The sequence below is a fragment of the Methanosarcina soligelidi genome, from assembly GCF_000744315.1.
Lineage (GTDB): Archaea > Halobacteriota > Methanosarcinia > Methanosarcinales > Methanosarcinaceae > Methanosarcina > Methanosarcina mazei.
Genome location: NZ_JQLR01000001.1, coordinates 2,670,114 through 2,694,633 on the forward strand (window position 1 = coordinate 2,670,114; position 24,520 = coordinate 2,694,633).

The window sequence follows — 24,520 nt, forward strand, 5'->3', positions numbered from 1 at the left end:
TGTCACTGAAAAGTTATCTATTTATAACGGTGGATTTTAATCATCAAGCCTTAATTATCAAGCCTTAATTATCAAGCCTTAATTATCAAGCCTTAATCATCAAGCCCGTAATTTTCCCGGATTTCCGATTCCTTCAATACCCTGAGACCGAGCTTCTCAAGAATTTCAGAGATCTTTTTCCTGTCTTCGCTTTTCATGGATTTCCTATCAAAATAAGCAAATTCGGCACCGGATTTTTCAACAGCCTGCCTTACAAGGGCTTCGTCCACGAATTCTAACTGGTATTTTGGGAAATTGTGCCCGAAAGAAATTTTTGTTTCAAGCAAAAGCCCGGTCTGGCGCATGGCATAATGCCCTCCCCCGAACCCAACTGCGACAGGAACTTTTTCAAGGGAAACTGCAAGTATGGATTTTGCTGCCACCTCTCCTGCGTCAGGGTCTTCCCACTGCTTCTCAGTGCTGCCTATCTCGGCATAAATTGATGGGACAGAGAGTTCTGTCGGGCCGTGGTGGGTCACTTCAAGGGTTACATCATACTTCAGCCCTTTCTCTCCTGCAAGCTTTTTCATCCCGCTCAGGATCGACTTCATAGCAGCAGGTGAAGAGACTGCAAGCTCTTTAGGGTGACCCCCAAGCCTTGCTTCTCCTGAAGGGTTTCCTGTGCAGTGTACGGTGAGAGAATTAATTTCTTCTTTGCTCCTGTGCTTGGAGGCAAAAATTATCAGGGAAGCCGGCAGACCTGCAGCTTCAAGCTTTCTGTCAAGCCCGTCCTGAAATACATGAATCTCTTCTATGTCCACAAGTCTGAATTTTCCGTCTATTGATTCTCTGGCTGCCGAAAATCCGGACTCCGGCGGTAGTTCCAGGTTTTTCCATTCGGTCAGGTTCAAAAGGTGATTTTTGATGTTCTGGCTGGCAAGGTCTGGGGCAGAACAGATTATGGTGATTTTTGAATTATTAACATTTTCTGGGATTATATCTGTCATTGTCGGATCAGTCCGGTTCCTTCTGAATTTATTCTGTATCAAATTATTCTGTATCTATTCTGGATTTTTGTTCAGAAACAATTGCCTTTAGAATTCGTAAAGATAGATAAAGCCAACCCTGAAGTTTCACGAGCGTATCTCCAGTTCTGCTCCACAGCGTTTGCAGAATTTCGCATCACTTTCATGCCCTTCAAAACTGCAGTTCTGGCACACCCTTCCTTTGGTGTACCTGCTTGCATAAGAAATCTCGGACGTGATGATACCTGTCGGGACTGCTATGATGCTGTAACCTGTTATCATAACAACAGAAGCAACCGCCTGTCCAAGGCCTGTTTCGGGGACTATGTCTCCGTATCCGACCGTTGTAAGTGTTATAACTGCCCAGTAAACGCTCGTTGGTATGCTTGTAAACCCATTCTTTCCGCCTTCGATAACGTACATCAGGGAACCGAGTATTACCACCAGATTCAAAACAGTAAAAAGGAACAGGGTTATTTTTCTCCGGCTTGCGCGTAAGGCTCTTATCAATAAGTCAGCTTCCCCAAGGTACTGAACAAGTTTGAGCACCCTGAAAATCCTGAGCAACCGTAAACTCCGGATTACCAGAAGGTATTCGCTCCCTGGCAAAAGCAGGCTGAAATACGCAGGGAGGATTGCTATCAGGTCTATTATCCCAAAAAAACTTGTGGCGTACCGCACCGGCCTGCCGACACAGACCAGGCGTAGAAGATATTCCACGGTAAACATTATTGTGAAAATCCATTCAAGGGAATAGAAAAGATCGCCATAGGACGCCGCAATCTCCTTTACACTATCCAGCATGACAACAATGACGCTGAGCAGGATGGTAACTATCAGGATTTCGTCAAATCTCTTTCCTGCAGGTGTGTCTGCTTCAAATATTATCGTATATAGTGTATTTCTCCAGTCATCATCAGGCGGCTTATTTTGTGGGCTTTTTTTCACTGATCCAGCCATGTTAACATCCACGCAGCAGGAATTTGATACGCAATTCAGGTTTTTGAATATACATTTATAAAGTAATTACCTTTATGAAATCATCTTCTCTAAAATGATTACGCTCACATATGTTTCGAAGAGTAATAAGTATTTCTTAAAGTGGCTTCAGTGCTTGTTATTTGCATTGAAACGGAATGGTTCAGGAAAGCTATTATGCCCGGTTCACAGGGCAGCTGAGTGCCGCAAAAATAAGGAGGAAATTCGTTTTTGCAGGGCCTGCTTTCTGACAGGCAGAGCCCTGCTTTTCTCGTGAAAAAAAGAAAACGGTTTTTAAAAGTTGCCGTTATCGAGCTCAGCCAATGTGGATGTAGTTGTCCACAAGCTTCCTGATCTCTTCATTCTTGCCGTAGAGTTTCTCGCTCAGCTGGTAGTCGTTGTAGGATTCAAGGTTGCTGATAATTCCGTCAAGCATACCCTCGGTAAAGACATCATACTGCATGAAGATATCTTTCTGTTTCTTAAGAGCCTGGGCGGACTCGTAGCAGGAAGCAGGCAGGTGCTCAAGCTGGGCAAGCCTGTCTTTGTGCTCTTCTTTGAAGATGTTCACGTTGATGTAGAGCTTATCTGCTAGCTCAAGGGAGTTGTCCATCTGGAGCCCGTGGCGGGTACCTACACAGAGACCGGTGAGGAGGAGGTAGATGTCAGCAGAACCGTCTGCAGCACGGAACTCATAAGTCTGTTTGTAGTAGTGTTCTTTGAGTTCTTCGCTGTAGTTCGGGTTTGCAATGGTGATCATCTTGCTGGCTTCTCCGGACCAGCCGAGAGGCACACGGATAAGTGCGGAACGGTTCCTGTCTCCCCAGCAGATGTTGGTTGGTGCTTCCTGGTGAGGCACAAGGCGCAGGTAGGAGGTAGGAATTGTGTTTCCAAAAGCAGTGATTGAACCGGCAATGTCAAGGCATCCAACGATGGCCTTCTTTGCGGCATCTGTGAGCTTTCCGCCATTTTCGACTGTTGCGGTCTTGCCGTCTTTCAGGAGCTTCATGTGGATGTGGAGCCCGCTTCCTGCCTTTCCGACAGTGATCTTGGGGGCGTAGCTGACTGAAACACCGTACTGAGCTGCAAGCATCCTGAGAATCCATTTCCCGATGAGCAGGCGGTCAGCAGCGTCTTCGAGGCTTGTTGTTTCAAACTCGATTTCATTCTGCTCATAGTAATACTTGTCATCGGTAAAGTTTCCGACTTCGGAGTGTCCGTATTTGATTGTTCCGCCGGCTTCGGCAATTGCGAGCATGGCATCTTTCCTGAGCTGGTCGAACTTGGTGAAGGGACCTGCCTCGTGGTATCCTCTCTGGTCAATTGCAGGAAAGTCGGTGTCAATCATTTCTTTGTCGCTGATGATGTAGTATTCGAGTTCAGCCATTGCGTTTAACTCGTACCCGGTCTCTTCCTTCAGAACAGCATGAGCTTTCTTCATGATGTTTTCAGCAGAGCTTGCAAGAGGGTTTCCGTCCTTGTCGAAGTAGGAACAGAGAAGGTCAAGGGTCGGGATTTCCTCAAACGGGTTTACAAAAGCAGTGCGGTATTTCGGGACAACATAAAGGTCGCTTGAGTCGGCTTCTATGTATTTGAAAAGGCTTGAGCCGTCCACTCTTTCTCCGGTAGAAAGCACATTGTCGAGGTGTTCCTCGTTCCTGATGATGAAGCTGAGGGCTTTGAGCCTGCCATCTCCGCCAACGTAGCGGAAGGTCAGCATCTTAATACCGTTATCTTTGACGAATTTGATGATGTCATCTTTGGTGAATTCACTTGCTGGCTTTTTAAGGTACTGTACCAGTCTGTTTGGATTCAGTTCTACTGATGATGTTTTCATAAATATCCCTTCTTTATGGTTGTATATTCGAGTATCAAAGCCTCAATTCAATACTGAATATTTCAGGCTCCAGTGTACCCACATTAATCATAAATTTGTGAATTATGGCCTGCTAGGAAGAAGATAACTTACTGCTGTCTATATAAGCTTTTCTTTCCCCCCGGTTTTTCTGAAAAGCTGCGTCCTGAAAAAAGGCATTAATAGACTGTATGTTTCCTGTTTCTCCATACATTATCTTTTTTAGAAAATTGCCTGTGCATGCATCAGACGGTCACAGCTAATACATATATTGGACGAATACATATAGACTGATTATAAAAGCTGTCGGATGAAAAAGCTATATTCAGGCCTTTAATTCATTCATGCTTATTTAGCCGGCACTGTAACGGGGATGAAAAATATGAAAAATTATAATATTCCGGAAATAGCCCGGAACGTATTCTGGGTTGGGGCAAAGGACTGGAACCGCAGGATGTTTGACGCTCTGATTCCTCTGCCTCAGGGGACAAGCTATAACGCTTACCTTGTAAAAGGAGAAAAGAAAACAGCCCTCATAGATACCGTAAACCCGGGATTTGAAGAGGAGTTCGAACAAAAAATAAACCTTGTTTCCGACCTGGAAAAGCTTGACTACCTGGTCATGAACCATGCCGAGCCTGACCATTCCAGTGCGATTCGTTATATTATGGATAAGGCTCCTGACTCCATACTTGTCGCGACTGAAAGGGGAATAAAGATGGCAGGCCTTTATCATGAGCTTCCTGAAGATCGCATAAAGGTTGTTGCCGAAGGGGACAGCATTGACCTGGGCGGGAAGACTCTCCGCTTCATAGAAGCGCCCTGGCTCCACTGGCCGGAAACCATGTTTACATATCTGCCGGAAGAAAGAGTACTTTTCCCATGTGACTTTTTCGGAGCTCATACTGCCCAGGGAGTTTATGACGACGACCTGGAAGACCTTATCCCCCTGGCAAAACGCTATTACGGGGAAATAATGATGCCCTTCAATAAAATGGGGGCAAAGGCTCTTGAAAAAATAAAGGACCTCGAGATTGACATTATAGCTCCAAGCCACGGGCCGATATATAAGAATCCAGAGAGGATACTTGAGCCCTACAGAAAATGGACTGCTGGAGAAACTGAAAATAAAGCCCTTGTTGTCTACATAAGCATGTGGGGCTCAACAAAAGAGATGGTAAATGCAATTGCAGAAACTCTTCTTAAAGAAGGAGTTGATGTAAGGATGTATGACCTTGCGGCCTCAGACCTGGGGGATGTTGCCAGAGAGCTTGTAGACTCAAGAGCCATTATACTGGGGACTCCTACAGTGCTTGCAGGAATGCACCCGCTTGCCCTGTACGGTGCTTACCTGGTAAAAGCGCTCAAACCTCCGGCTAAATACGGAGTTGTCCTGGGGTCATTCGGCTGGGGAGGAGGAGCATTGAGACAGGCAGGAGATATCCTGACCCCTTCGAGTATGGAAGTTGTTGGTACGCACCAGGTTAAGGGCAGGGCGAAAGAGGAAGACCTAAAGAAAATAGAAGAGATAGGCAGGCAACTTGCTCAAAAAATGAAAGCTTAAAAGTATACTTTTAAGACTGTACAGACCTGACATTCCTGCGAAACTGCATGAGAAAACAGCGCTGAGAGCTCCGGTATTACCGGGTGTCATTTTGCCTAAAAACAGCAATTTTAATTTTTCGGGAATATCTTCAAGTGTCAGTAATGTGACGTATTAAACTCGGCTCCAGAAAGCCTCCCTAAAGACACAATGCTCTCAGCCCGTGCATTTTCCTGGAATAAATTAAAAATATGTTTTTCCTCTCAAAACCAGTTCTCTAAACGTTTTTTTCTGTGATGTAAGCAGGGAGCTTATTATGGAAGAAAAATCCGATTTAAAAAGAGACCTGAGTTTGGTTGAGATTACTCTAACCGGAATTGGCAATATTCTCGGAGCCGGAATTTACGTGCTTATGGGAAAAGCTGCCGGTCTTGCGGGCAATTTTGTCTGGTTCTCTTTTCTGTTTGCTGGTGTCACTGCCGCACTTTCCGCTTTCAGCTACATGGAACTATCATCCATGTATCCGCGGGCGGGAGCAGAGTATGAGTTTGTAAAAAGAGCTTTTGGAGAACGCACAGGACTTTTTGCCGGGCTCCTTGTGGTCTATTATGTGACAATCACAAGTTCTGCTGTTGCTCTCGGGTTTGGGAGGTATTTCAGCAGCCTTTTCGGAGCTAGCAGTCTGGTCGGGGTAGCTGGCCTTTTTCTTTTCCTCAGCCTTGTCATGGTCTACGGTGTCAAGGAATCTGCCCGGCTGGCTGTTTTTATCAGCCTGATAGAACTTACCGGTCTTCTGGTGATTGTTTATGCAGGGTTCCCTTATATCGGGACAGTAAATTATTTTGAGGCTCCGGACCTCGCAGGGCTGTTTGAAGCTTCTGCCCTGATTTTTTTTGCATTTCTCGGTTTTGAGGATATCGTCAGGCTGTCCCAGGAAACAAAAAATGCAGAGAAAACAACCCCAAGAGCCCTGATTATCGCGATATCAGTTACGGTTTTCCTCTATGTCTGTGTGGCCATAGCTTCCGTAAGTGTCCTCGATTTCCGCGTGTTAGGGCTCTCGGAAGTGCCGCTTGCGGATGTCGCGGCTGTAGCTTTCGGAAATGACGCTTTTGTCCTTCTGTCCTGGATAGCTCTTTTTTCCACAATGAATACCGTACTTGTGGTCATGCTCGGAGGGTCAAGGATTGTCTACGGGATGGCAGATGCAGGATCTTTTCCCAGAGCCCTTGCACGCGTACATCCCCGCTTCAGAACCCCCTGGGCCGCAATTTTCGGAATTGCCTTTATCTCGGGTTTTTTTGTCCTTCTGGGAGATATAACAACCGTAGCAAATATTGCTAATTTTATGATCTTCATAGTCTTTTTTATGGTCAATGCCTCCCTGATAAAACTCCGTTATGCAGAGCCGGAAAGACATCGTCCTTTCAGGGTCCCTGTCAGCATAGGGCGTTTGCCGCTCTTCCCATCACTCGGCGCATTATCTGCTGTTTTTCTTTTCTCCCAGATCAGCCTCGAGATTATGGCTTATGGTTTTTTCCTTATGGTGGTGGGGTTCATAATTGTCCTGATAAGAACCCGAAAAAGCCCTCCCAGACTCTGAAACCGGGACTATGGAAGTCCGAATTTTTAAAAATATGATCTTAATTTTAGTTTTTCTATTATTATCGTAATTTTAGTTTTTCTATTATTATCGTAATTTTAGTTTTTCTATTATTATCGTAATTTTAGTTTTCCCATTATTATCGTAATTTTAATTCTCTTATTAGTATGTGATCTTAATTTTAATTCTCTTATTCTTAATTCTGCATATTGATTCAAAATAATTCAAAAGTTTGCATGAACATCTATAAATAAAATAAATAGTAAACAGCGTTTTTTCTGGTTTTTTATTGTTTTTATGGCTTAATATTGCTCAAATATGTATTTATTCCTTTAAGCAGGCTTTATTTGCTCATTCCTCTGTTACAGCCCTTTTTTACATGTTTAAACTGCAGGTCTATTTTCTCAGAAAAGATCAGCGTTTCTGAGAGGTTTTATGCCAATATATTTGCTTTAAATGCTTTTAATAGGATAATAAAGCTTATTTGTAGCTTTAATTAATTAATAAAACTTAATTACACTTTTCTACAAAATCTGACGATTTATATTGAATATTTTTAGATTTTGGATGTTTTTGAGTCTGTATATTCAACAAGAATTAGTTTTATATACCTAAAACCCTATTTGATTCGTTTTATTTCAGGGATTATCTATATTATTTATTATAAATCCCGTAACCAGAATGAATCCGTAATATACTAAAAATTTATAAACAGAACTGCCTAAATATAAATCATAATTATTGTCAGTTTTGCTTACAAGTTAATCAGGTTAAAAAGGGAGTAGATATGAGAAAAGAGCCTTATGAGTTCCCGCTGGATGATTACATCTCAAGAGAGGAATTTAATAAAATCAAAAAATTCTCGCGGGATAAAGAAACACCGTTTTTGATCGTCGACCTTCAAAAGATCGAACGAAGCTACGACGAACTTGTAGAGCACATGCCTTTTGCAAAAATACATTATGCTGTTAAGGCGAATCCTTTAGATAAGGTAGTGCTTACCCTGAAAAGAAAAGGTTCCAATTTTGATGTGGCGACCATTTACGAGCTTGACCAGTTGATAAGGCTCGGGGTGGAACCTGAGAGGATAAGTTACGGGAATACAATAAAAAAAGAAAAAGACATAGCTTATGCCTATGATAATGGAGTAAGGCTCTTTGTTACGGATTCCGAAAGTGATTTGAGAAAATTAGCCAGAAGAGCTCCAGGTTCCAGAGTCTTTTTCAGGATTCTTACGGAAAGCGATGGTGCTGACTGGCCCCTTTCCAGAAAATTCGGCTCCCATCCTGACCTGATATATAAATTGATTTTAAAAGCTGAAAAGCTCGGGCTTGAACCTTACGGCCTTTCCTTCCATGTAGGCTCCCAGCAGAGGGATATAGGACAGTGGGACAATGCAATTGCCAAGTGTAAATATCTCTTTGAGGCAGTAGCTGAAAAAGGAATCCATCTGAAAATGATCAACCTCGGTGGAGGCTTCCCTGCAAAATACCAGTCTCAGGCGCATGATCTTGAAACATATGCACATGAAATCCGCCGCTTTTTGCATGAAGACTTCGGGGAAGAGCTTCCTGAAATTCTTATCGAACCGGGCAGGTCTCTGGTTGCCGATGCGGGCATAATCGTAAGTGAAGTCATTATGATCGCAAAGAAGGCAAGGTTTAACCAGTACAAATGGGTTTACCTTGACATAGGAAAGTTTGGCGGCCTCATCGAAACCCTTGACGAATGCATCAAATATCCAATTTTCTGTGATAAGAAAGGATGTGCAGAAGAGGTTATACTTGCAGGTCCGACATGCGACAGCATGGATATTCTTTACGAGCACCATAAGTATTCTTTTCCCCACACCATGAGAGACGGCAACAGAGTGTATATTTTCACTACCGGAGCCTATACCCAGAGTTATAGCTCCATCTGTTTTAACGGCTTCCCGCCCTTGAAAGCCTATGTTATCTAAAGGGCATCTGCCCTTTTATTTTCTATTTTGAAATGGCTATTCCTGTCTGAAATTTTTCCTTATTTTACTACTATACTTCTTTTGAAGTATATTTATGTCCTGTTAAATGTTTTAAACCGAGCAAAATATATGTTGAGATAAAATCTTTAGATGGCAAATTATTTTTTGAATCGGTTATGATATATATTTTTATGCTGTTATAGTGTACGCACAGGTTGGGAGCAAACGCATTTTCTCTCAATCTTGCGGGGTTGGATCATCTTAGGGGTCTGGCGAAAAAGACCCCTATTCACTATGAATGGCATTTATCCTCAAGTAAAAAAAACAAAAAAAATGAAATTCTTCGATAACAGGCGCAAAAAATGAAAGTCGGAAGTACTTTCATGCCAGGAAAACCAGAAAACAAAAATCCGTATATTTTTTTCATTTTCACTTATATACCGGGCTTTTTACATTTTCGTTCTTAACTTTTTCCTTCAACTTTTTTAACAAAATAATAGAATATCCATTTCATTTATTCATTTGATTTTTTTGCTATTAAATATTTTTACCGGAAATAAATTTTTGATTGGATTAAAAAAATCTATCATCATGGATATTTTTAATCGGTGATGATATATATGTCTACATGATTATAAAACGGATGTAGATTGAGAGTAATAGGGTTTCCTCTCAATCTCGGGTTGGATCGCGGGTAGGGACCTCGAGAATAGGGACTCGACCCCTGCCCATCTGCTTCTAAATCAGTTATTTTCAAACTAATGTTAAGCTTGATTATTACTTTTTTTTATACTGTTCTATTTTTGATAAGCTTTATGACAGCACATCATTTCAAAAATCTGTACTATTCTTTCAATTTTATATTTTATTAAGAAAAATATTTTAATATCATTGAAACTTTCAATTCTGGAAAAATCATGAAATTCAGATGAATTTTATGTTACTAACACTTTTTTGAATCGATTATGATATATATCTCGATAGCATTATGAAAAGTGCGTAGATTGAGAGTATAGGGTTTCCTCTCAATCTCGGGTTGGATCGCAGGTAGGGACCTCGAGAATAGGGACTCGACCCCTACCATCTACTTCTAAACTGAATAAAAATTAAACCTGATCTTTATTAATCTTCAATAAATCCCTGTATATAACTGCTAATTCTCGCTCTGATATAACTACTTCTAAATTAATTTTGAGGGAAACTTTCTGTTTTTTATAATGTCTTTATTTTAAATAAACCTTATGAGCGTTCCTAAATCTCTTACTTTATTCGATCAGTCTTCCCGCCAGTTATAATTTCCTTTTCAGTTACTTCTTTGAAATCCTGCTATGTAAAAAATGCAGCCAAAAACTATCAGGGAAGACCTGAAAAGCGTATCACGGAAAATAATCAAAAAAGGATCATAGAAGATAATTCAAAATCAGATTATAATTCAAAACAGATAATAAAAGAAAAGTCAAAAAACGTATCATAAAAAAGTCAAAAACAGATCACAGAAGATGATTCAATAAGCATATTACAGAATATGGTTGGAGAACGGCAAAATCTAGCTGGAGAGGTAATGACTGTTTTGCCGTTCTATCCAGATACGACTTTTCACAACTATTTTAATGTTTCTTCAGTTTATTGCCTGAATAAAGGCTTTCAACAGGCAGATACAACTAAAGTATCTATAAGTCATGGGCGCATGGGATGGGAAGAAATGTGAAAAAAAGATTACAGGCGAGCCAGAAGTTTTCCCGCCTGTTCTGAGTTATTTATTGCTTTCTCTGTAGTTATTTATTGCCTTTCTGTAATTATTGATTATTTCTGCTTGCTGTCTTCCGACAGATTATACTTTTACGTTCTCTCTTGCCCATTCTGCACCGGCTTCGAGCATCTGCTGGTTAAAAGCGATAACTCTGGGTTTGCCTGCAAAGTTTTCGGCAAGAGCTCCTTTAAAGGCTTCTTCTTCAAGCCCTGTTGCGTTAAGGCCAAGCAATACGCCGAGCATGAACGAATTTGCAGCCCTTTCATCGCCCGCTTCTTTGGCTTTTTCGGTTGCAGGGACTGAAACAGCTTTTACACCTTCAGGGGTCTCGGCTTCCCCGATGGTTGAGTCATAAAGGATAAAGCCTCCTTTTCTTACAGCTCCTTCGAACCTTTCCAGAGAGGGGCGGTTCATGGCTATAAGGATGTCAGGTGTGTAAACCGTAGGAGAGCCTATGGGCTGTCCTGAAATCACCACCGAGCAATTTGAAGTCCCTCCGCGCTGTTCCGGTCCGTAGGACGGGAACCAGGAAGCGTTGAGGTTTGCTTTAACCCCTGCCTGCGCAAGGACAATGCCCATACTCAGGACCCCCTGCCCTCCGAAACCTGCAATCTTGGTCTGGATAGGGGCAAAGTCAGCTCTGACAGGTTTTTCTCCGGCATCCGCTTCAATTCCGTAAAGCTTCTCAAGGGATTCGGTTGTGAAATCGCTGACCCCGCGGTAAAGAGGTTCGGTTGATTCGAAATCGTCCCTGAAATTCCTGAGAGGGAATTCCTTTTCCATCTCTTCGTTTATGAAACTGACAGCCTGCTCTGCGTCCATCCTGAGGTTGGTAGGGCAGGCTGCAAGGACTTCTACAAAAGCATAGCCTTTGCCATCGCGCTGGACTTCAAGCGCTTTTCTAATGGCTTTTCTTGCTTTTCTAATGTGGGAGATATCCGAGACCGAAACTCTTTCAATAAAAACCGGAGCCTTCAGGTTGTCCAGAAGCTCGCACATATGAAGGGGATAACCTGCAAATCTGGGATCGCGGCCTTCAGGGGTTGTTGTTGTCTTTTCCCCTATCAGGGTCGTGGGAGCCATCTGTCCGCCCGTCATGCCGTAAACGGTATTGTTTACGAAAAAGACTGCAATCTTTTCTCCCCTGTTTGCTGCCTGCAAGGTCTCGTTAAGTCCGATTGAAGCAAGGTCCCCGTCACCCTGGTAGGATATAACCACAGCATTCTCTTCAGCCCTTGAGACGCCTGTACCAACTGCAGGGGCACGCCCGTGGGCTACCTGGATGTTGCCGGTATCAAAGTAATAATAAGCAAAGACCGCACAGCCCACAGGGCTTATCATAACTGTCCTGTCCTGTATCCCGAGGTCGTCAATTGCCTCGGCAATGAGCTTATGCAAAACCCCGTGACCGCAGCCAGGGCAATAGTGGGTGGCTGTTGAGGCTGCCCCTCCTTTGCGGGGATAGTCCGAATACAGCGCATTTGGCTTCCTTATAACCTTTTCTCCGTTGATGATTTCTGCTGCCATTTTCATGCCTCCCCTGAAATCTTTCTTATCCTGTCCATGATCTGGTCGAGAGTGATAAGATTTCCTCCCATACGGTTTACCAGTTCAACAGGCCTTGAACAGCCGATAGCAAGCCTGATGTCGTCTATCATCTGCCCGTTGCTCATCTCCACTGAGATAAAAGAGCACCCTTTATCCGCGAGGGCTTTCAACTGCGCCTCCGGGAAGGGGAAAAGTGTCTTTGGCCTGAAAAGTCCGACTCTGATTCCTTCCTGCCTTGCAAGGTCAACCGCCGACCTGCAGATCCTGCTGCTTATCCCGTAAGAAACAAGCACTATTGAGGCATCTTCGGTCATGTATTCTTCGTAATCTACCTCATTCTGTTTTATCAGCTCGTACTTTGACTGAAGCCTCTCATTGAAGGCTCCGAGTTCATTAAAGTCCAGGAAGATTGAGGTTATCAGGTTGGGTCTTGTTTCGGCTGTGCCGTTAACTGCCCAGCTTGTGTCGATTTCCGGGTTGAGTGCTTTCTTCGGGAACTCAAGAGACTCGATCATCTGTCCGAGAACTCCGTCAGCGAGTACAACTGCAGGGTTCCTGTATTTGAAAGCAAGCTCGAAGGCTTTCATGGTAAAGTCGCACATCTCCTGCACGGAATTGGGGGCAAGTACGATGTTTTTGTAGTTCCCGTGCCCCCCACCTTTCACGACCTGGTTGTAATCTGCCTGTTCGGGCCCTATGTTTCCAAGCCCGGGACCTGCTCTCATAATATCTATAACCACGCAGGGAAGTTCTGCACCTGCAAGGTAAGAGATACCTTCCTGCATCAGGCTAATTCCCGGACCTGAAGAAGATGTCATTACCCTGTGGCCTGCTGAGGCTCCCCCGTAGACCATATTGATTGCAGCCTCCTCAGACTCTGCCTGCACGAATTTTCTTCCTATCATGGGGAAATATTTGGAAGCATCGTGCAGAATCTCACTTGCCGGAGTGATGGGGTATCCGAAGAAACAGTCGCATCCGGCATAAAGTGCACCAACAACTATTGCGGAGTTGCCTTTTATGAGTTGTGTTGCCATCTTTTTTCCTCCTTCTGCCTTATTCGGCTTCCTCCTTTTTCAGGGGAATATGGATTTCCAGTGCCAGAGGCTCGGGGCAGGTATAATAGCAGCTCGCACAGCCTGAGCAGCCTTCTCCTTTATACTCTATGTAATGGTAACCCCGCGCATTCAGGTTCTCACTCATGAAAAGTACGTCCTTGGGGCAGGCAAGAAGGCAGCGCCCACATGCCTTGCACTCCAGAATATTGATAACAGGGTACGGTTCTTTCCGATCATTTTTTGCCATATAGAATCCTCACGCTATTCTTCCAGTCCCTGTTTTTCTCCGGCCGGTTTATATGGCAGACAGGAGAGCCTATCATTTTTAAGGGGCTTTCTGAATTCTTATATGCTCTTGAATTTTTTTCTTGAATTTTACATATTAATAACAGCGATTTTGATTACAGTAAATTGAGAGTAAATCCGAATCCTTCTTTAAGCGAATTTTGAGAAAAAGTTTAAGGTACTTATCTCTTTCCTTTCTTTTTCCTTTTGCTAATTCAATCGGATTCACTGCTCAGAAAAATCTCTTACTGAGTCTGGTCTTTGTCCCTGATTTCAACCCTGCGGATTTTTCCGCTGATGGTCTTCGGAAGCTCTGGAACAAATTCCACTATCCTGGGATACTTATACGGAGCTGTAACGTTTTTGACATGGTTCTGCAGCTCTTTTTTAAGGGCATCACCTGGAGTATAATCTCTGGTGAGCACTATTGTCGCCTTAATGACCTGCCCTCTTACAGGGTCCGGGACTCCCGTGATTGCACATTCGAGAACAGCAGGGTGCTGGATAAGGGCACTTTCCACTTCAAAGGGCCCAACTTTATATCCTGAGGTCTTGATTATATCATCAGCCCTTCCCACAAACCAGAAATACCCGTCCTCATCCATCCAGGCCATATCTCCTGTATGGTAATATCCATCATGCCAGGTTTCCTCAGTCTTTTTAGGGTCTTTTCCATAGTGAGCAAAAAGCCCCACAGGCTTTCCTGCCATTGTATTGATTACGATTTCCCCTTCCTCTCCAACTTCACAGAGCCTTCCGTCCCTGTCCATAAGTTCGATCTTATATCCGGGAACCGGCTTTCCGATAGATCCCGGTTTTGGCTCCATCCACGGGAAGGTAGCAATCGTAACAACTGTTTCGGTCTGTCCGAACCCTTCCATAAGCTTTATTCCTGTAAACTCAAGGAAACGGTTGAAGACCTCGGGGTTAAGGGGTTCGCCTGCAACTACCGCATATTTCAGGGTACTGAAATTATAGTGGGAAAGGTCTTCTTTTATCAGGAAACGATAGATTGTCGGAGGGGCGCAGAAGGTCGTAACCCCATACTTTGAGGCTTTTTCAAGCATGTGTTTTGCTTCAAACCTGTCATAATCATAGACAAAAACCGCACATCCGGCTATCCACTGCCCGTACAGTTTGCCCCACACACATTTTCCCCAGCCGCTGTCAGCAACAGTATAGTGCAGGCCGTTATCCTCAACATTTTGCCAGTATTTTGCGGTCAGGATGTGCCCGAGAGGGTAGGTATTGTCGTGTTCGACCATTTTAGGGAAACCTGCTGTCCCTGAGGAGAAATAAACAAGGCAAATATCTTCATTCTTTGTTGCAGCCTCACCAGTAGGGCGTTCAAATTCCGGGGAAGCTTCCTCAAGCTCTTTTCTGAAATCGATCCAGCCTTCCCGGGCTTTACCTCCCACCATGGCTTTTTTGAGCGGGACGTCCCCGCATTCCATATGGGCTTCGTCGACCTGCTCAGGGACATCGTCCTCCGATATGCAGACAATCATCTTTAGCCCGGCTTTTTCTATTCTGTATACTATGTCCCGGGTTTTCAGCATATGAGTCGCAGGAACGGCAATAGCCCCTAGCTTGTGGAGACCGAGGATACAGAACCAGAACTCGTAACGGCTCTTCAAGGTCAGCATTACATAGTCGCCTTTTCCGATGCCGTGTTTTACAAAGAAGTTTGCAGCCCTGTCACTATAATATTTCATGTCTTTGAAAGTAAAGACCCTCTCCTCTCCATAGTCATCACACCATACCATGGCAATTTTCTCAGGAGAGTCTCTTGCGTAGGCATCAACAACGTCATAGGCGAAATTGAAATTTTCAGGAACCAGGATTTTGAAGTTTTCCTGGAAATCCTCATAGGATTCGAAATCGGTTCTGGAAACAAATTGGCTTAGCAAGGAAGTCATTCTGGACACCCGTTTTATTCTAATTTTTGAATGTTTTATATCTTTTAAAACTTCAGGAAGCTTTATTATTTGAAAAAGCTTTCAGAGCTTTTTCTGATTCCGAGTTTTATGCGCATTTTTCAGTTATTCCGGCTGGGTTAATCTGTCACATTCAATCCGGGTTACATAATTACTGCCAGGAACTTGGCGGTTTTTCCGTTCATGGCTTCCATGGCATGCTGATAGTTGGAATCAAAATAAATGGAATCTCCCTCATTGAGGATAATTTCGTTGTGATGGATGTAAACCTTCAGGCTTCCCTCGAGCACGTAATTGAATTCCTGCCCTGGATGGGAGTTGGTATCGGGTTTTGTTCCCTGAGGCTTGGGGTCGACTGTAACAATGAAAAACTCAGCTTTTTTATGAATGAATTTTTCAGCAAGGTTCTGGTACCTATACTGCTCTCTCCTTTCAACACTTACTCCTTTTCCACTCCTTGTGACTGTGAAAACGTTCATGCGGGGTTCTTCCCCTGTCAGGAGAGTAGCCATGTCCACCTGCAACCTGTGTGCAATTTCAAAAAGAATGCTTGCCGGAATATCCTCTGTCCCGTTTTCATATTTCTCATAAATTTCCTTTGAAACCTGGAGGTATTCTGCCATTTTTTCAACAGAAATCTCTGACAGTTCCCGCAGTTCGCGGACGCGAGATGCTATTTCCTTTATTTTTTCCTGCATAATCAAACCTTCTCCAGAGGTATTTTTTTAAGAAACCTAACTCGAATATTTACTTAAAAACCTTTGTACTCAACCCGGGACTGCCTGAACCTGTTAAATAACAAAGTTTTTTCCAGAACCAATGCAAATTATCATAAATATACATTACCATTCAGGTGCCTTAATAAAATTTTCAATCCGGGAATATAATTTTAGTATGTAATACGATTTTAATACCTGCTGCAAACTTAATATTACTGCAAACTTAACATTGCTACAAAATTAACATTGCTACAAACTTAACATTGCTACAAAATTAACATTGCTACAAAATCAACATTGCTACAAAATCAACATTGCTTCAAACTTACATTATGCAAACTTAACATCTGCTGCAAATTTAACATTGATGCAAATCTAACTTGATAAGTGTAAATAACAGGTTTTATTTTACCTGTTATTTATCTTTATTTTTATCTGGTTTTATTTTTTATTCACTCTTATTTTTTATTGATTTTAATTTTAATTTCTTTTTTCTAATATTTCTTTAAACCAACAATTTTATATGCTTTACTTATAAAAACTTGTAAGTAAAATTCTGGACCTTTCCCGGGGCTGAAACAATGAACGCAAAAACTATAGAACGAACCTGTTTTTTACTGGCGATTTTAATTCTCATTTTAGTCCCGGATGTCGGAATGGCGTCAGAATTGCATGTTAAGGCAGGAGAATCCATCCAGGGGGTGGTAGATAAAGCACTTCCCGGGGATACTATTTTCATAGAACCTGGAGAATTTAATGAAAGTATCCTAATTAACAAGGAAAATTTAACAATAAAGTCGTCTTCAGGAAATCCTGATAATACAATTATCAAGGGAATAAATGCAGAAAGTTACGTTTTTGAGATAACTGCCATTGGCGTAAATATTAGCGGTTTTTCTATCACTGAAGGGAGATGTGGAGTCTTCCTAAACAGGGTTGACAACTGTACAGTAAATGATAACAAAATCTCAAACCTGGAAGCAGGAATATATCTTTTTGAATCCAGCAATAATCTGTTGAGCAATAATATGGTATATTCGAACCTGGACTGCGGCATCAAACTCTTAAGTTCTCCTGATAACGTAATATACAGAAATTATTTCAATAATACAAATAATGCCAGGGATAATAAGTTTAACACCTGGAACGACAGCAGAGGTAACTACTGGAGTGATTATGAAGGGTCGGACGAAAACGGAGACGGTATTGGGGATTCCGCATATGCTGTCAACCCTGAAGCCGGCAGCATGGATTACATGCCTTTAATGGAATATCTGCATTCTTCTCCGGTGCTGCCGACAGCACGTTTTACCTCAGATATAACAGAAGGATTTGCTCCCCTATCTGTCAGGTTTAAAGATTTCTCCGAAAATGCAACTTCCAGGCTGTGGATGTTTGGAGACGGGAATACTTCAGATAACCCCAGTCCTTTGCACACTTTTTTTAATGAAGGAGAATATGTTGTTTCGCTTATCGTAAGCAACGAAAATGACAGCGATTCAGCATCTGTAACTATAAGAGCCCTGAATGCTTCCAGACAATCCGACCCCGTACTTCCAGAAGCCAAACTTATTTCAAATGCAACAGGAGGTCGTGTCCCTCTTGTTATAAAATTTGTAGACCTTTCCAGGAATGCAGATTGCATTACATGGTCTTTTGGGGACGGAAAAAAATCCTGTTGCCCTGAACCCGAACACACCTTCTGCTGCCCAGGGAATTATACAGTTTCTCTTGTCGCTGGAAATGAAAACGGGACTTCCACCACATGTATAGCCATATCCGTCCTGAAAAATGAAACCGATATGAACACAAAAGAAAATCTCGAGGGTGAGGGAGCTTCCGGCACAGAAAACAAGGGTCTGATAGGCTGTATTACAAGATACATCGGCGGCACTTCTGATGAAGTCCAGGACGATAATGAAGTACAGGATGAGAATACTGATGCTGAAGCAACCGGAAACTCAGAGCCTGTAGATGAAAGTAAGAGAATAATTCAAGGAATAATTCACAAAGGAGAACTTGAATCTATAAAAAGCTCAGTTGTCTCCACCAAAGATTCAGTTGTCTCTGCTGCCAGCTCAAAGGTTCATACGGAAACCGGGATTTCTCTGGAAAACGGAACCTTAAGGGTTCAAAAGAGCATTGAAGGCTTCATTGATAATCACGCACCAGAATCTTCAAAGAACTCCCTGCCTGAAATGAAGAAAAGAATCGCCCCCTGGGTCCCTTCATTTCTGGGGCTTGCCGGGGTAGCTTTCATGGTTTCCATGCTGAAAAGAGGCAGAAGGTCACGAAAGTAACAAAAAAGTAAACCTGCCCACATCAGAAAAGGAATAATATTGTCGAGAGCTGCTCACAAGAAGGACTACATAAATATTATCGAGAGCAGCTCACAAGAGGGACTACATAAATATTATCAAGAGCAGCTCACAATAAGGGCTACATAATTCTTCTCATGGTTCATGATTTCTTCCTGTGTAGCGTTTTCCAACCATTTTTTCCCACCATGGACCGCATGGTCTCCGCATATAAAGAACATAGTGCCTTTTTCTGCACTCTGGAAAATCATTTCTAAATTTTTGTCAATAGCTTTTGCAGCTTTTTTCATTTCTTTCCAGGTCTCTGCCCTGTGGGAATAGCGGTCAAGGGCTCTCAGGTGCACAGACAGGACATCGGGCTTTTCTTTCATAGCCTGAAGGGCGTATTCTGTTATCCTGCAGTCATAATCCAGTATGTCTTCGGAATTCGGGACCCCGTAAAAGTCTTTTATCCTTCCTCTGAAACTCTCCGCTCCTTCCGTTTCTATTACAGCGGCGGATTTCATGCCTGCCCTGCAAGCCCATTCCATAATACTTCTTAGCCTTGGATTTTCAGAGTTTTTTGCTCTTTCACTATAAATGTCAGCAGTCGAGTAAATATTATGTTCTTCCGGAAGATAGCCAGTAAAGATTGAAGCAATTGCAGGAGATGTAATAGTTGCCGGAGACCTGCATTTGAAAAGCAGTCCACTTTCCGTAATTTCATGCAGGTTTTTCATCACCGGTGAGAGGTGCCGGTAAAGGGAATATCCAAGGCTGTCAACCACTATAATTACTGCCCTTTTACAGCCTCTTTCTTTTGCATAGTTTTCTACCTCAGGAATAGGCCTCCCCGAAGGGGGAACCATGGGTATTTTTAACAACCTGGAAATCGTGGGCGCAATGTCAATGGTACTGCATTCTAAAGCTTTCATGGGTCTCCCTTATACTTATATTATCTGGCACAACTGTTTATATGTGTTTCCAGAGCTGCTCTGGTTTTATCTGTTCCGGATTAGTAACTATTCAGGTAGCCTTAACGAGGCTACACATTTTTCCTCGTTCCGAGGAAAAATTGGATATAAAATGATTCCTTTTTAGCTTTATGAAACGTGATGAGATTCTTTCTTACTGTGCTTCAAATCCTGAAATTATTGTAGCTTACATTGAGAGTTTAGAATCTCAAGTTAAAGAACTCACTGAAAGACTTGTAGCCTTAGAATCTCGTTTAAATCAAAACAGTCGTAACAGCAGTCGACCTCCTTCTACTGATTATTTTGTCAAAGAGAAACCTAATCCCAAGAGTCTGCGTAAACCAAGCGGGAAGAAACCTGGAGGTCAGGAAGGTCATCCAGGCACGACTCTTGATATGGTTGATCATCCTGAGTAGGTAATAGAACATTCTTTGACCTGCTGCAAAGAATGCGGATCTACCCTTGAGAATGTTGAAGTTGAAGCTTATGAGAGAAGACAGGTCTTTGACATTCCTCCCGTAAATCTAATTGTTACAGAACATAAAAGTCAGATTAAAACCTGTCCTTGTTGTGGAAAGTTGAATAAAGCCGTTTTTCCCGAATCAGTGAAATATCCGGTTCAGTATGGCCCTAATATTTTAGCTTCAGCTATTTACTGTAAAAATTACCAGTTTGTTCCTTATGATAGAATTTCTGAGTTATTTGAAGACATTATGGGAATAAAAATCTGTCCTGCTACGATAATTAGAGCAGAAAGAGAATGTTTCCAGAATTTAGAGGAATTTGAAAACGTTATTAGAGAGAAGTTATTAGCCTCGCCTGTAATCAATTTTGATGAAACTGGTATGAAGATTGAAGGAAAAAGACACTGGCTTCATGTAGCTTCTAATGAAAAATACACATGTTATTTTGCTCATACAAAAAGAGGAGCAGAAGCAATAGATGCTATGGGAATTCTTCCGAAGTTTAAGGGAGTAGCAGTTCATGATGGATGGAAACCTTACAACGTTTATGATTGTGATCATGCTCTGTGTAACGCTCATTTACAGAGAGAACTTACAGGAATTGAAGAGAACTATAAACAGACATGGGCTAAAGAGATGAATGAACTGCTCACTGAGATGAAGAAATACACTGATGAGTGTAAAGAGCAATTAAGAGAACCTGATTTTGAGCAAATTAAAGCATTGGAAGAAAGGTTTGATGCAATTATCATTAGAGCGCTTGAAGAAAATCCGCATTCTCTAAATCCTGAAAAACAGGGAAAACGCGGTAAAAATCCAAAAACAAAATCAAGGAATCTGCTGGATAGGTTTATAGAACACAAAGAAAAGATTCTGAGATTCCTGACAGATTTGAAAGTTCCATTTGATAATAATCAGGCAGAAAGAGATATCAGGATGATGAAACTACAGCAGAAAATATCGGGAACTTTCAGAAAAGCAATGGGAGCGCAAGCTTTCTGCAGAATTAGGGCGTACATTTCTACAGGAAAAAAGAACGGTTTACCTGTTTTAGAGGGTATTCGTGCGGCGCTCATAGGAGCGCCGTTAACTATACTCTGAGCAGTTACCCGGATTAATGAAAAGTTATTAGCATTATTTTTGGATACCCGGAATAAATATACTCATTAATAAAGCAGTCCAGAAATATTCTGAACTGGAGAAAATGAGTTTGAGGGTCGAGAAATGAGTATAAAATATGAGGAACTTTCTGAAGAATTCCCTGAGGACGGATTTTCTGAAAATGAATTCCTTGAAGAAAGTGAAGAGTTCTCAGAACTTATAAAATATACGATCCCTGGATACATTTTAGGGCTTCTTGCAGGGGTTTTTCTGGATTTCCAGGGATATCAGCGGAGCCCTGTAGGGCAGTGGCTTGTCAGGACTCTCGCCGGAGAAGGGGAGAGCATTTTTGAGGGAATTTTTTCCATCCGCCAGCGCATCCGGAAGGCTGAAGGAAGTATGGCAGAAGCTTATGGCTGGGGAAAATTCTTCGGGATTGCTTTTCCCTGGATAATTGACCTTGGGAGCCGGCTAGCTGGGGTAGATGTTTACGGGGTTGAGGGTTTTTACATCCCGTATTTTTATGCGCTCAGTGACCAGATAGGAGCCAATATTTCAGGTATGCTCTTCCTCAAACGTACTGAAGGATCATGGAAAGCCGGTTTTTCCAGGTATGTCCGTCATCCGGTAATGCTTGCTAGCCTTTTTGTAATCATACTTGTCCCTCTCGGACTGCTTGGTGCAAGAATTCTGGGTTTCAGCCCTACAACTCAGACATTTACAGCCCTCGAGACCATTGCTGCAAATCTCTGCTGGGTCCCGCCGCTTGTTGGGTGGCTAAATGAGAAGTACCGCTGAATTTAAAGAAAAAACAGCAGTAGCGATCAAAAGTTATATATCATCTCAATGACTACATATGTAGTGTAAACACTACATATGACAAAAGTAGTGTCCAGCAAGGTATATCGAAAAAAACAAAATAACTTGATGAGGGTGTAAAAAATGAGGAAAACAATAACAGTAATTCTTATGGGCATACTGCTGATAGGCACTTTCGGAGCGGTTGCTGTCAGTGCAGTTGCTTCGGAAGATGCCGGAAAAGGATACGTTTCTGGGCCCATGAACAGGTGGGCTGCCAGATATGCGGATTCAGGAGATGGTGCAGGGGACCGCTCTTACTGTCCTTGTTACAGGACAGGTGAAACCACAGAGCTTGAGGTCAAAACTGCAGACGAGGCTTATGAAATAGCAAAATCGGAAATCGATGACAGCATTTCCAGAGATGATATATATCAGAAGGGCCGCTGGTGGATTGTCTATTATGAAGATGAAGATGGAATCCGCACTCAGGCAAGGATTGATGCAGTGACAGGTGAAGTATTTACCGGATACAGCACCCCTTCAGGGGCTCAAATGGGCGGCAGGCACGGACGCGGTTCCGGGCATGGCAGAGGTTCTGGAAATTGTATGGGATATGGAAATTAAAGTTGGTTTTAAACCGTATATAATTCCCCCTCTTTTTATTTGCTTCAATCAGCTAATTTTTCAGATTTAGTTTTTATATCAGGCTTTTTTTACCGGGTATTTTTTATATTTAAGGTTGGAATGAGTATTTAAAGGAAAAATAAATTCAATAATAAGCAGTGAATAAGAAAAAATAAAAAATTAAGTGAAAACAAATAAAATAAAAAAATCCAGTTTTTTCGAGGTGAAATGTTTGAACGGTATGGGGTACGGAATGTATGGCTCTTTCTGGGGTTTCTTCCTGAATCTTCTCATTATCCTGCTCATTGCAGGCGTAGCTGTGTTAATGCTTAATAGGTCCGGTTATATGGCTTCCAGGGATAATGAAAGGCTTGTTAAGATCGAAAAAGATATTGAAGATATTAAAAAAACAGTTGAGGATATAAAATCCAAACTGGAAGAAATCTAAAGTTAATATGCTCAAATTTGTCACACTTAAAATAACTTCCAGGAATACTTTAGGATCAGAAAACCATATTGATTTATGAGGGTGCACCAGGTGGAAAAATCACTTCAGCAAATAGTTGAAATTGGCGAAGCCCTCTCTCATCCTGTAAGGTTAAAACTTCTTTATCTTCTGGCTGAAAGAGAGCGGTATGTGTATGAACTCGCCAAGGACCTGGACCTTTCAAGACAGGTCGTTAACCTTCATTTGAAACGCCTGGAAAAAGCAGGATTTGTTGAGAGCGACCTAAGGCTTGAAGATGATGATATGAGGGCAAAGAAATTTTATCGGCTAAAAGAGTTTGAGGTTTCTCTGAGTATGGAAGATCTCGAAAAGATTTTTGAAAAACATTCCTGAAAAATAGCCCATAACTTCAATCTTATTTTTGAGTCATTTAGATACCCGTAAAAGTATATTTCCAGATTTCTCATTCACCATTTATGCTCGGATACAGCAGGAAAAACTGTCTATAAAGTGTCTTTCTTCGTCCCAAATCTTTTGTATCCAGAATCAGAACTCCGGATAAACTGATATCTCCATATTTAATACTGTTTAAACAGGCATATATCACAGGATAACCAATCATTATTGGGGTTATCATGGCTACTGGAGTTATTAGGGGCGCGGAGCTTTCGCCATCGTATATTATTGAAGAGATTCTCGGTTTATATCAAAACATAGTGGTTCTGTCCAATGAAGAAATCGTTTATGGTTTATCGGACCGGAACAGGGAGCTTTTTCAGGAGCTTGAGTACCTGGTTAGCCTGGAAGTTGAAGATAGTGTGGTGCAGGATATACTACAAAAAAAAGAGCTGGAGCCAGCATTTACTGAAATTAAAAGATTCAGGAACCTTTATACCGTAAGACTTGAAACCGAGCATGCAAAAGAAATCCTGTCCAGCGATTTTCCCTGGGCTTCCCTGGAAAAGTTCTCATTTTACGGAAATTATCTTAACCTCGTACGCACGGAGTATGAGGGTCTCAGGCTTTCCTCCGGGGACATGGTTTTTTTTCTTGGAAGCGGTCCGCTTCCCTTAACTCTGATTGTTTTTTTCAGGTTGTACGGAGTAAAAAGTACCGGAATCGAAAAAGACTCCTTCCGGGCAAATCTCTCAAAAAGAGTACTTGAAAAACTTGGGCTTTCCAGTGTAATTAAAATAGTACACGGAAACCACTTTTCCCTAAGCGGGAAAGACTTAAGCTTAAGTCCGGATACAGGGATAAAAGCCCTGATGATAGCTGCCCAGGCTGAACCGAAGAAAGAGATCTTCGAGCACCTTCTGGAAGTCATGCCGATAGGAGGTAGAATTTCGTGCAGGATTTATGAAAAAGGGTTCCGTAAATTATTGAGTGGAAACAGCCTGTTTGACTTGCCTGAAAGTTTCGTGGAGCAGGAAAGGGTACAACCCCAGCCCCCGGTCTATAACACAGTCATATTCTTTGAGAAAAAGAGGTAAGACTTAGCATCCATTTTTTGCTGCCAAATTGTGTTTCTTGCAGCGATAGTAAATAATGCCGGATAGGAAGTTCCCCCA

18 protein-coding genes and 1 pseudogene are annotated in these 24,520 nt (G+C 42.2%); 10 read left to right on the forward strand and 9 right to left on the reverse strand.

Translation table 11 applies throughout. The features are described from left to right. Positions 1-92 precede the first annotated feature (92 nt). The 3 genes from M886_RS11615 to M886_RS11625 form a co-directional block, all read right to left on the reverse strand. Entirely contained in the window at positions 93-986 is an 894-nt protein-coding gene (locus M886_RS11615) for a D-aminoacyl-tRNA deacylase (RefSeq protein WP_015413122.1), read from the reverse strand. Between the two features lie 126 nt (positions 987-1,112). Further along, positions 1,113-1,964, reverse strand: coding sequence for an ion transporter (locus tag M886_RS11620; RefSeq protein WP_137726678.1), 852 nt, complete (start codon positions 1,962-1,964; stop codon positions 1,113-1,115). 334 nt (positions 1,965-2,298) lie between these two features. Beyond that, on the reverse strand, positions 2,299-3,819 hold the full coding sequence (locus tag M886_RS11625; RefSeq protein ID WP_015413120.1) for a glutamine synthetase family protein: 1,521 nt from the start codon (positions 3,817-3,819) through the stop codon (positions 2,299-2,301). Between the two features lie 400 nt (positions 3,820-4,219). On the opposite strand from M886_RS11625, the gene M886_RS11630 reads away from it, so the two are divergent. From M886_RS11630 to M886_RS11640, 3 genes are all read left to right on the forward strand, one after another. Continuing rightward, complete coding sequence (locus M886_RS11630) at positions 4,220-5,401, forward strand: FprA family A-type flavoprotein (RefSeq protein ID WP_048036353.1); 1,182 nt, start codon at positions 4,220-4,222, stop codon at positions 5,399-5,401. Between the two features lie 295 nt (positions 5,402-5,696). Next, complete coding sequence (locus tag M886_RS11635) at positions 5,697-6,983, forward strand: APC family permease (RefSeq protein ID WP_048051214.1); 1,287 nt, start codon at positions 5,697-5,699, stop codon at positions 6,981-6,983. A 787-nt stretch (positions 6,984-7,770) separates the two neighbouring features. After that, positions 7,771-8,943, forward strand: a complete 1,173-nt coding sequence (locus M886_RS11640; protein ID WP_048051215.1) for a type III PLP-dependent enzyme — start codon at positions 7,771-7,773, stop codon at positions 8,941-8,943. A gap of 1,831 nt (positions 8,944-10,774) precedes the next feature. On the opposite strand, the gene M886_RS11650 is transcribed toward M886_RS11640, so the two are convergent. The 5 genes from M886_RS11650 to M886_RS11670 form a co-directional block, all read right to left on the reverse strand. After that, entirely contained in the window at positions 10,775-12,220 is a 1,446-nt protein-coding gene (locus M886_RS11650) for a 2-oxoacid:acceptor oxidoreductase family protein (RefSeq protein ID WP_048041094.1), read from the reverse strand. A gap of 2 nt (positions 12,221-12,222) precedes the next feature. Further along, complete coding sequence (locus M886_RS11655; RefSeq protein WP_015413115.1) at positions 12,223-13,278, reverse strand: 3-methyl-2-oxobutanoate dehydrogenase subunit VorB; 1,056 nt, start codon at positions 13,276-13,278, stop codon at positions 12,223-12,225. A gap of 19 nt (positions 13,279-13,297) precedes the next feature. Continuing rightward, entirely contained in the window at positions 13,298-13,546 is a 249-nt protein-coding gene (locus tag M886_RS11660) for a 4Fe-4S dicluster domain-containing protein (RefSeq protein ID WP_011035076.1), read from the reverse strand. Between the two features lie 283 nt (positions 13,547-13,829). Next, positions 13,830-15,503, reverse strand: a complete 1,674-nt coding sequence (locus tag M886_RS11665) for an AMP-binding protein (RefSeq protein ID WP_015413114.1) — start codon at positions 15,501-15,503, stop codon at positions 13,830-13,832. A 161-nt stretch (positions 15,504-15,664) separates the two neighbouring features. Beyond that, positions 15,665-16,219, reverse strand: a complete 555-nt coding sequence (locus M886_RS11670; RefSeq protein WP_015413113.1) for a helix-turn-helix domain-containing protein — start codon at positions 16,217-16,219, stop codon at positions 15,665-15,667. Positions 16,220-16,821: 602 nt separating this feature from the next. Here M886_RS11670 and M886_RS11675 point away from each other — a divergent pair. Next, positions 16,822-18,540 carry a PKD domain-containing protein gene (locus tag M886_RS11675; protein WP_048051216.1) on the forward strand — a complete coding sequence of 573 codons (1,719 nt, stop codon included), beginning with the start codon at positions 16,822-16,824 and terminating at the stop codon, positions 18,538-18,540. A 116-nt stretch (positions 18,541-18,656) separates the two neighbouring features. Here M886_RS11675 and M886_RS11680 read toward each other — a convergent pair whose 3' ends face one another. After that, positions 18,657-19,472: an alkaline phosphatase family protein gene (locus M886_RS11680; RefSeq protein ID WP_015413111.1), complete on the reverse strand. Its 816-nt coding sequence runs from the start codon at positions 19,470-19,472 to the stop codon at positions 18,657-18,659. A gap of 170 nt (positions 19,473-19,642) precedes the next feature. On the opposite strand from M886_RS11680, the pseudogene M886_RS11690 reads away from it, so the two are divergent. The 6 genes and pseudogenes from M886_RS11690 to M886_RS11715 all read left to right on the forward strand — a co-directional run bounded on the left by M886_RS11690 (position 19,643) and on the right by M886_RS11715 (position 24,442). Continuing rightward, positions 19,643-21,076: pseudogene (locus M886_RS11690) on the forward strand (IS66-like element ISMma14 family transposase). 123 nt (positions 21,077-21,199) lie between these two features. Then, complete coding sequence (locus M886_RS11695; RefSeq protein WP_048051217.1) at positions 21,200-21,874, forward strand: hypothetical protein; 675 nt, start codon at positions 21,200-21,202, stop codon at positions 21,872-21,874. Between the two features lie 144 nt (positions 21,875-22,018). Then, positions 22,019-22,501 (forward strand): PepSY domain-containing protein, encoded by a 483-nt coding sequence (locus M886_RS11700; protein WP_015413109.1) that lies wholly within the window; start codon positions 22,019-22,021, stop codon positions 22,499-22,501. A 232-nt stretch (positions 22,502-22,733) separates the two neighbouring features. After that, positions 22,734-22,949, forward strand: coding sequence for a hypothetical protein (locus M886_RS11705; protein ID WP_011035069.1), 216 nt, complete (start codon positions 22,734-22,736; stop codon positions 22,947-22,949). A 90-nt stretch (positions 22,950-23,039) separates the two neighbouring features. Then, positions 23,040-23,342, forward strand: a complete 303-nt coding sequence (locus tag M886_RS11710; protein WP_011035068.1) for an ArsR/SmtB family transcription factor — start codon at positions 23,040-23,042, stop codon at positions 23,340-23,342. A 242-nt stretch (positions 23,343-23,584) separates the two neighbouring features. Continuing rightward, entirely contained in the window at positions 23,585-24,442 is an 858-nt protein-coding gene (locus tag M886_RS11715) for a nicotianamine synthase family protein (RefSeq protein ID WP_048051218.1), read from the forward strand. The last annotated feature ends 78 nt before the right edge of the window (positions 24,443-24,520 follow it).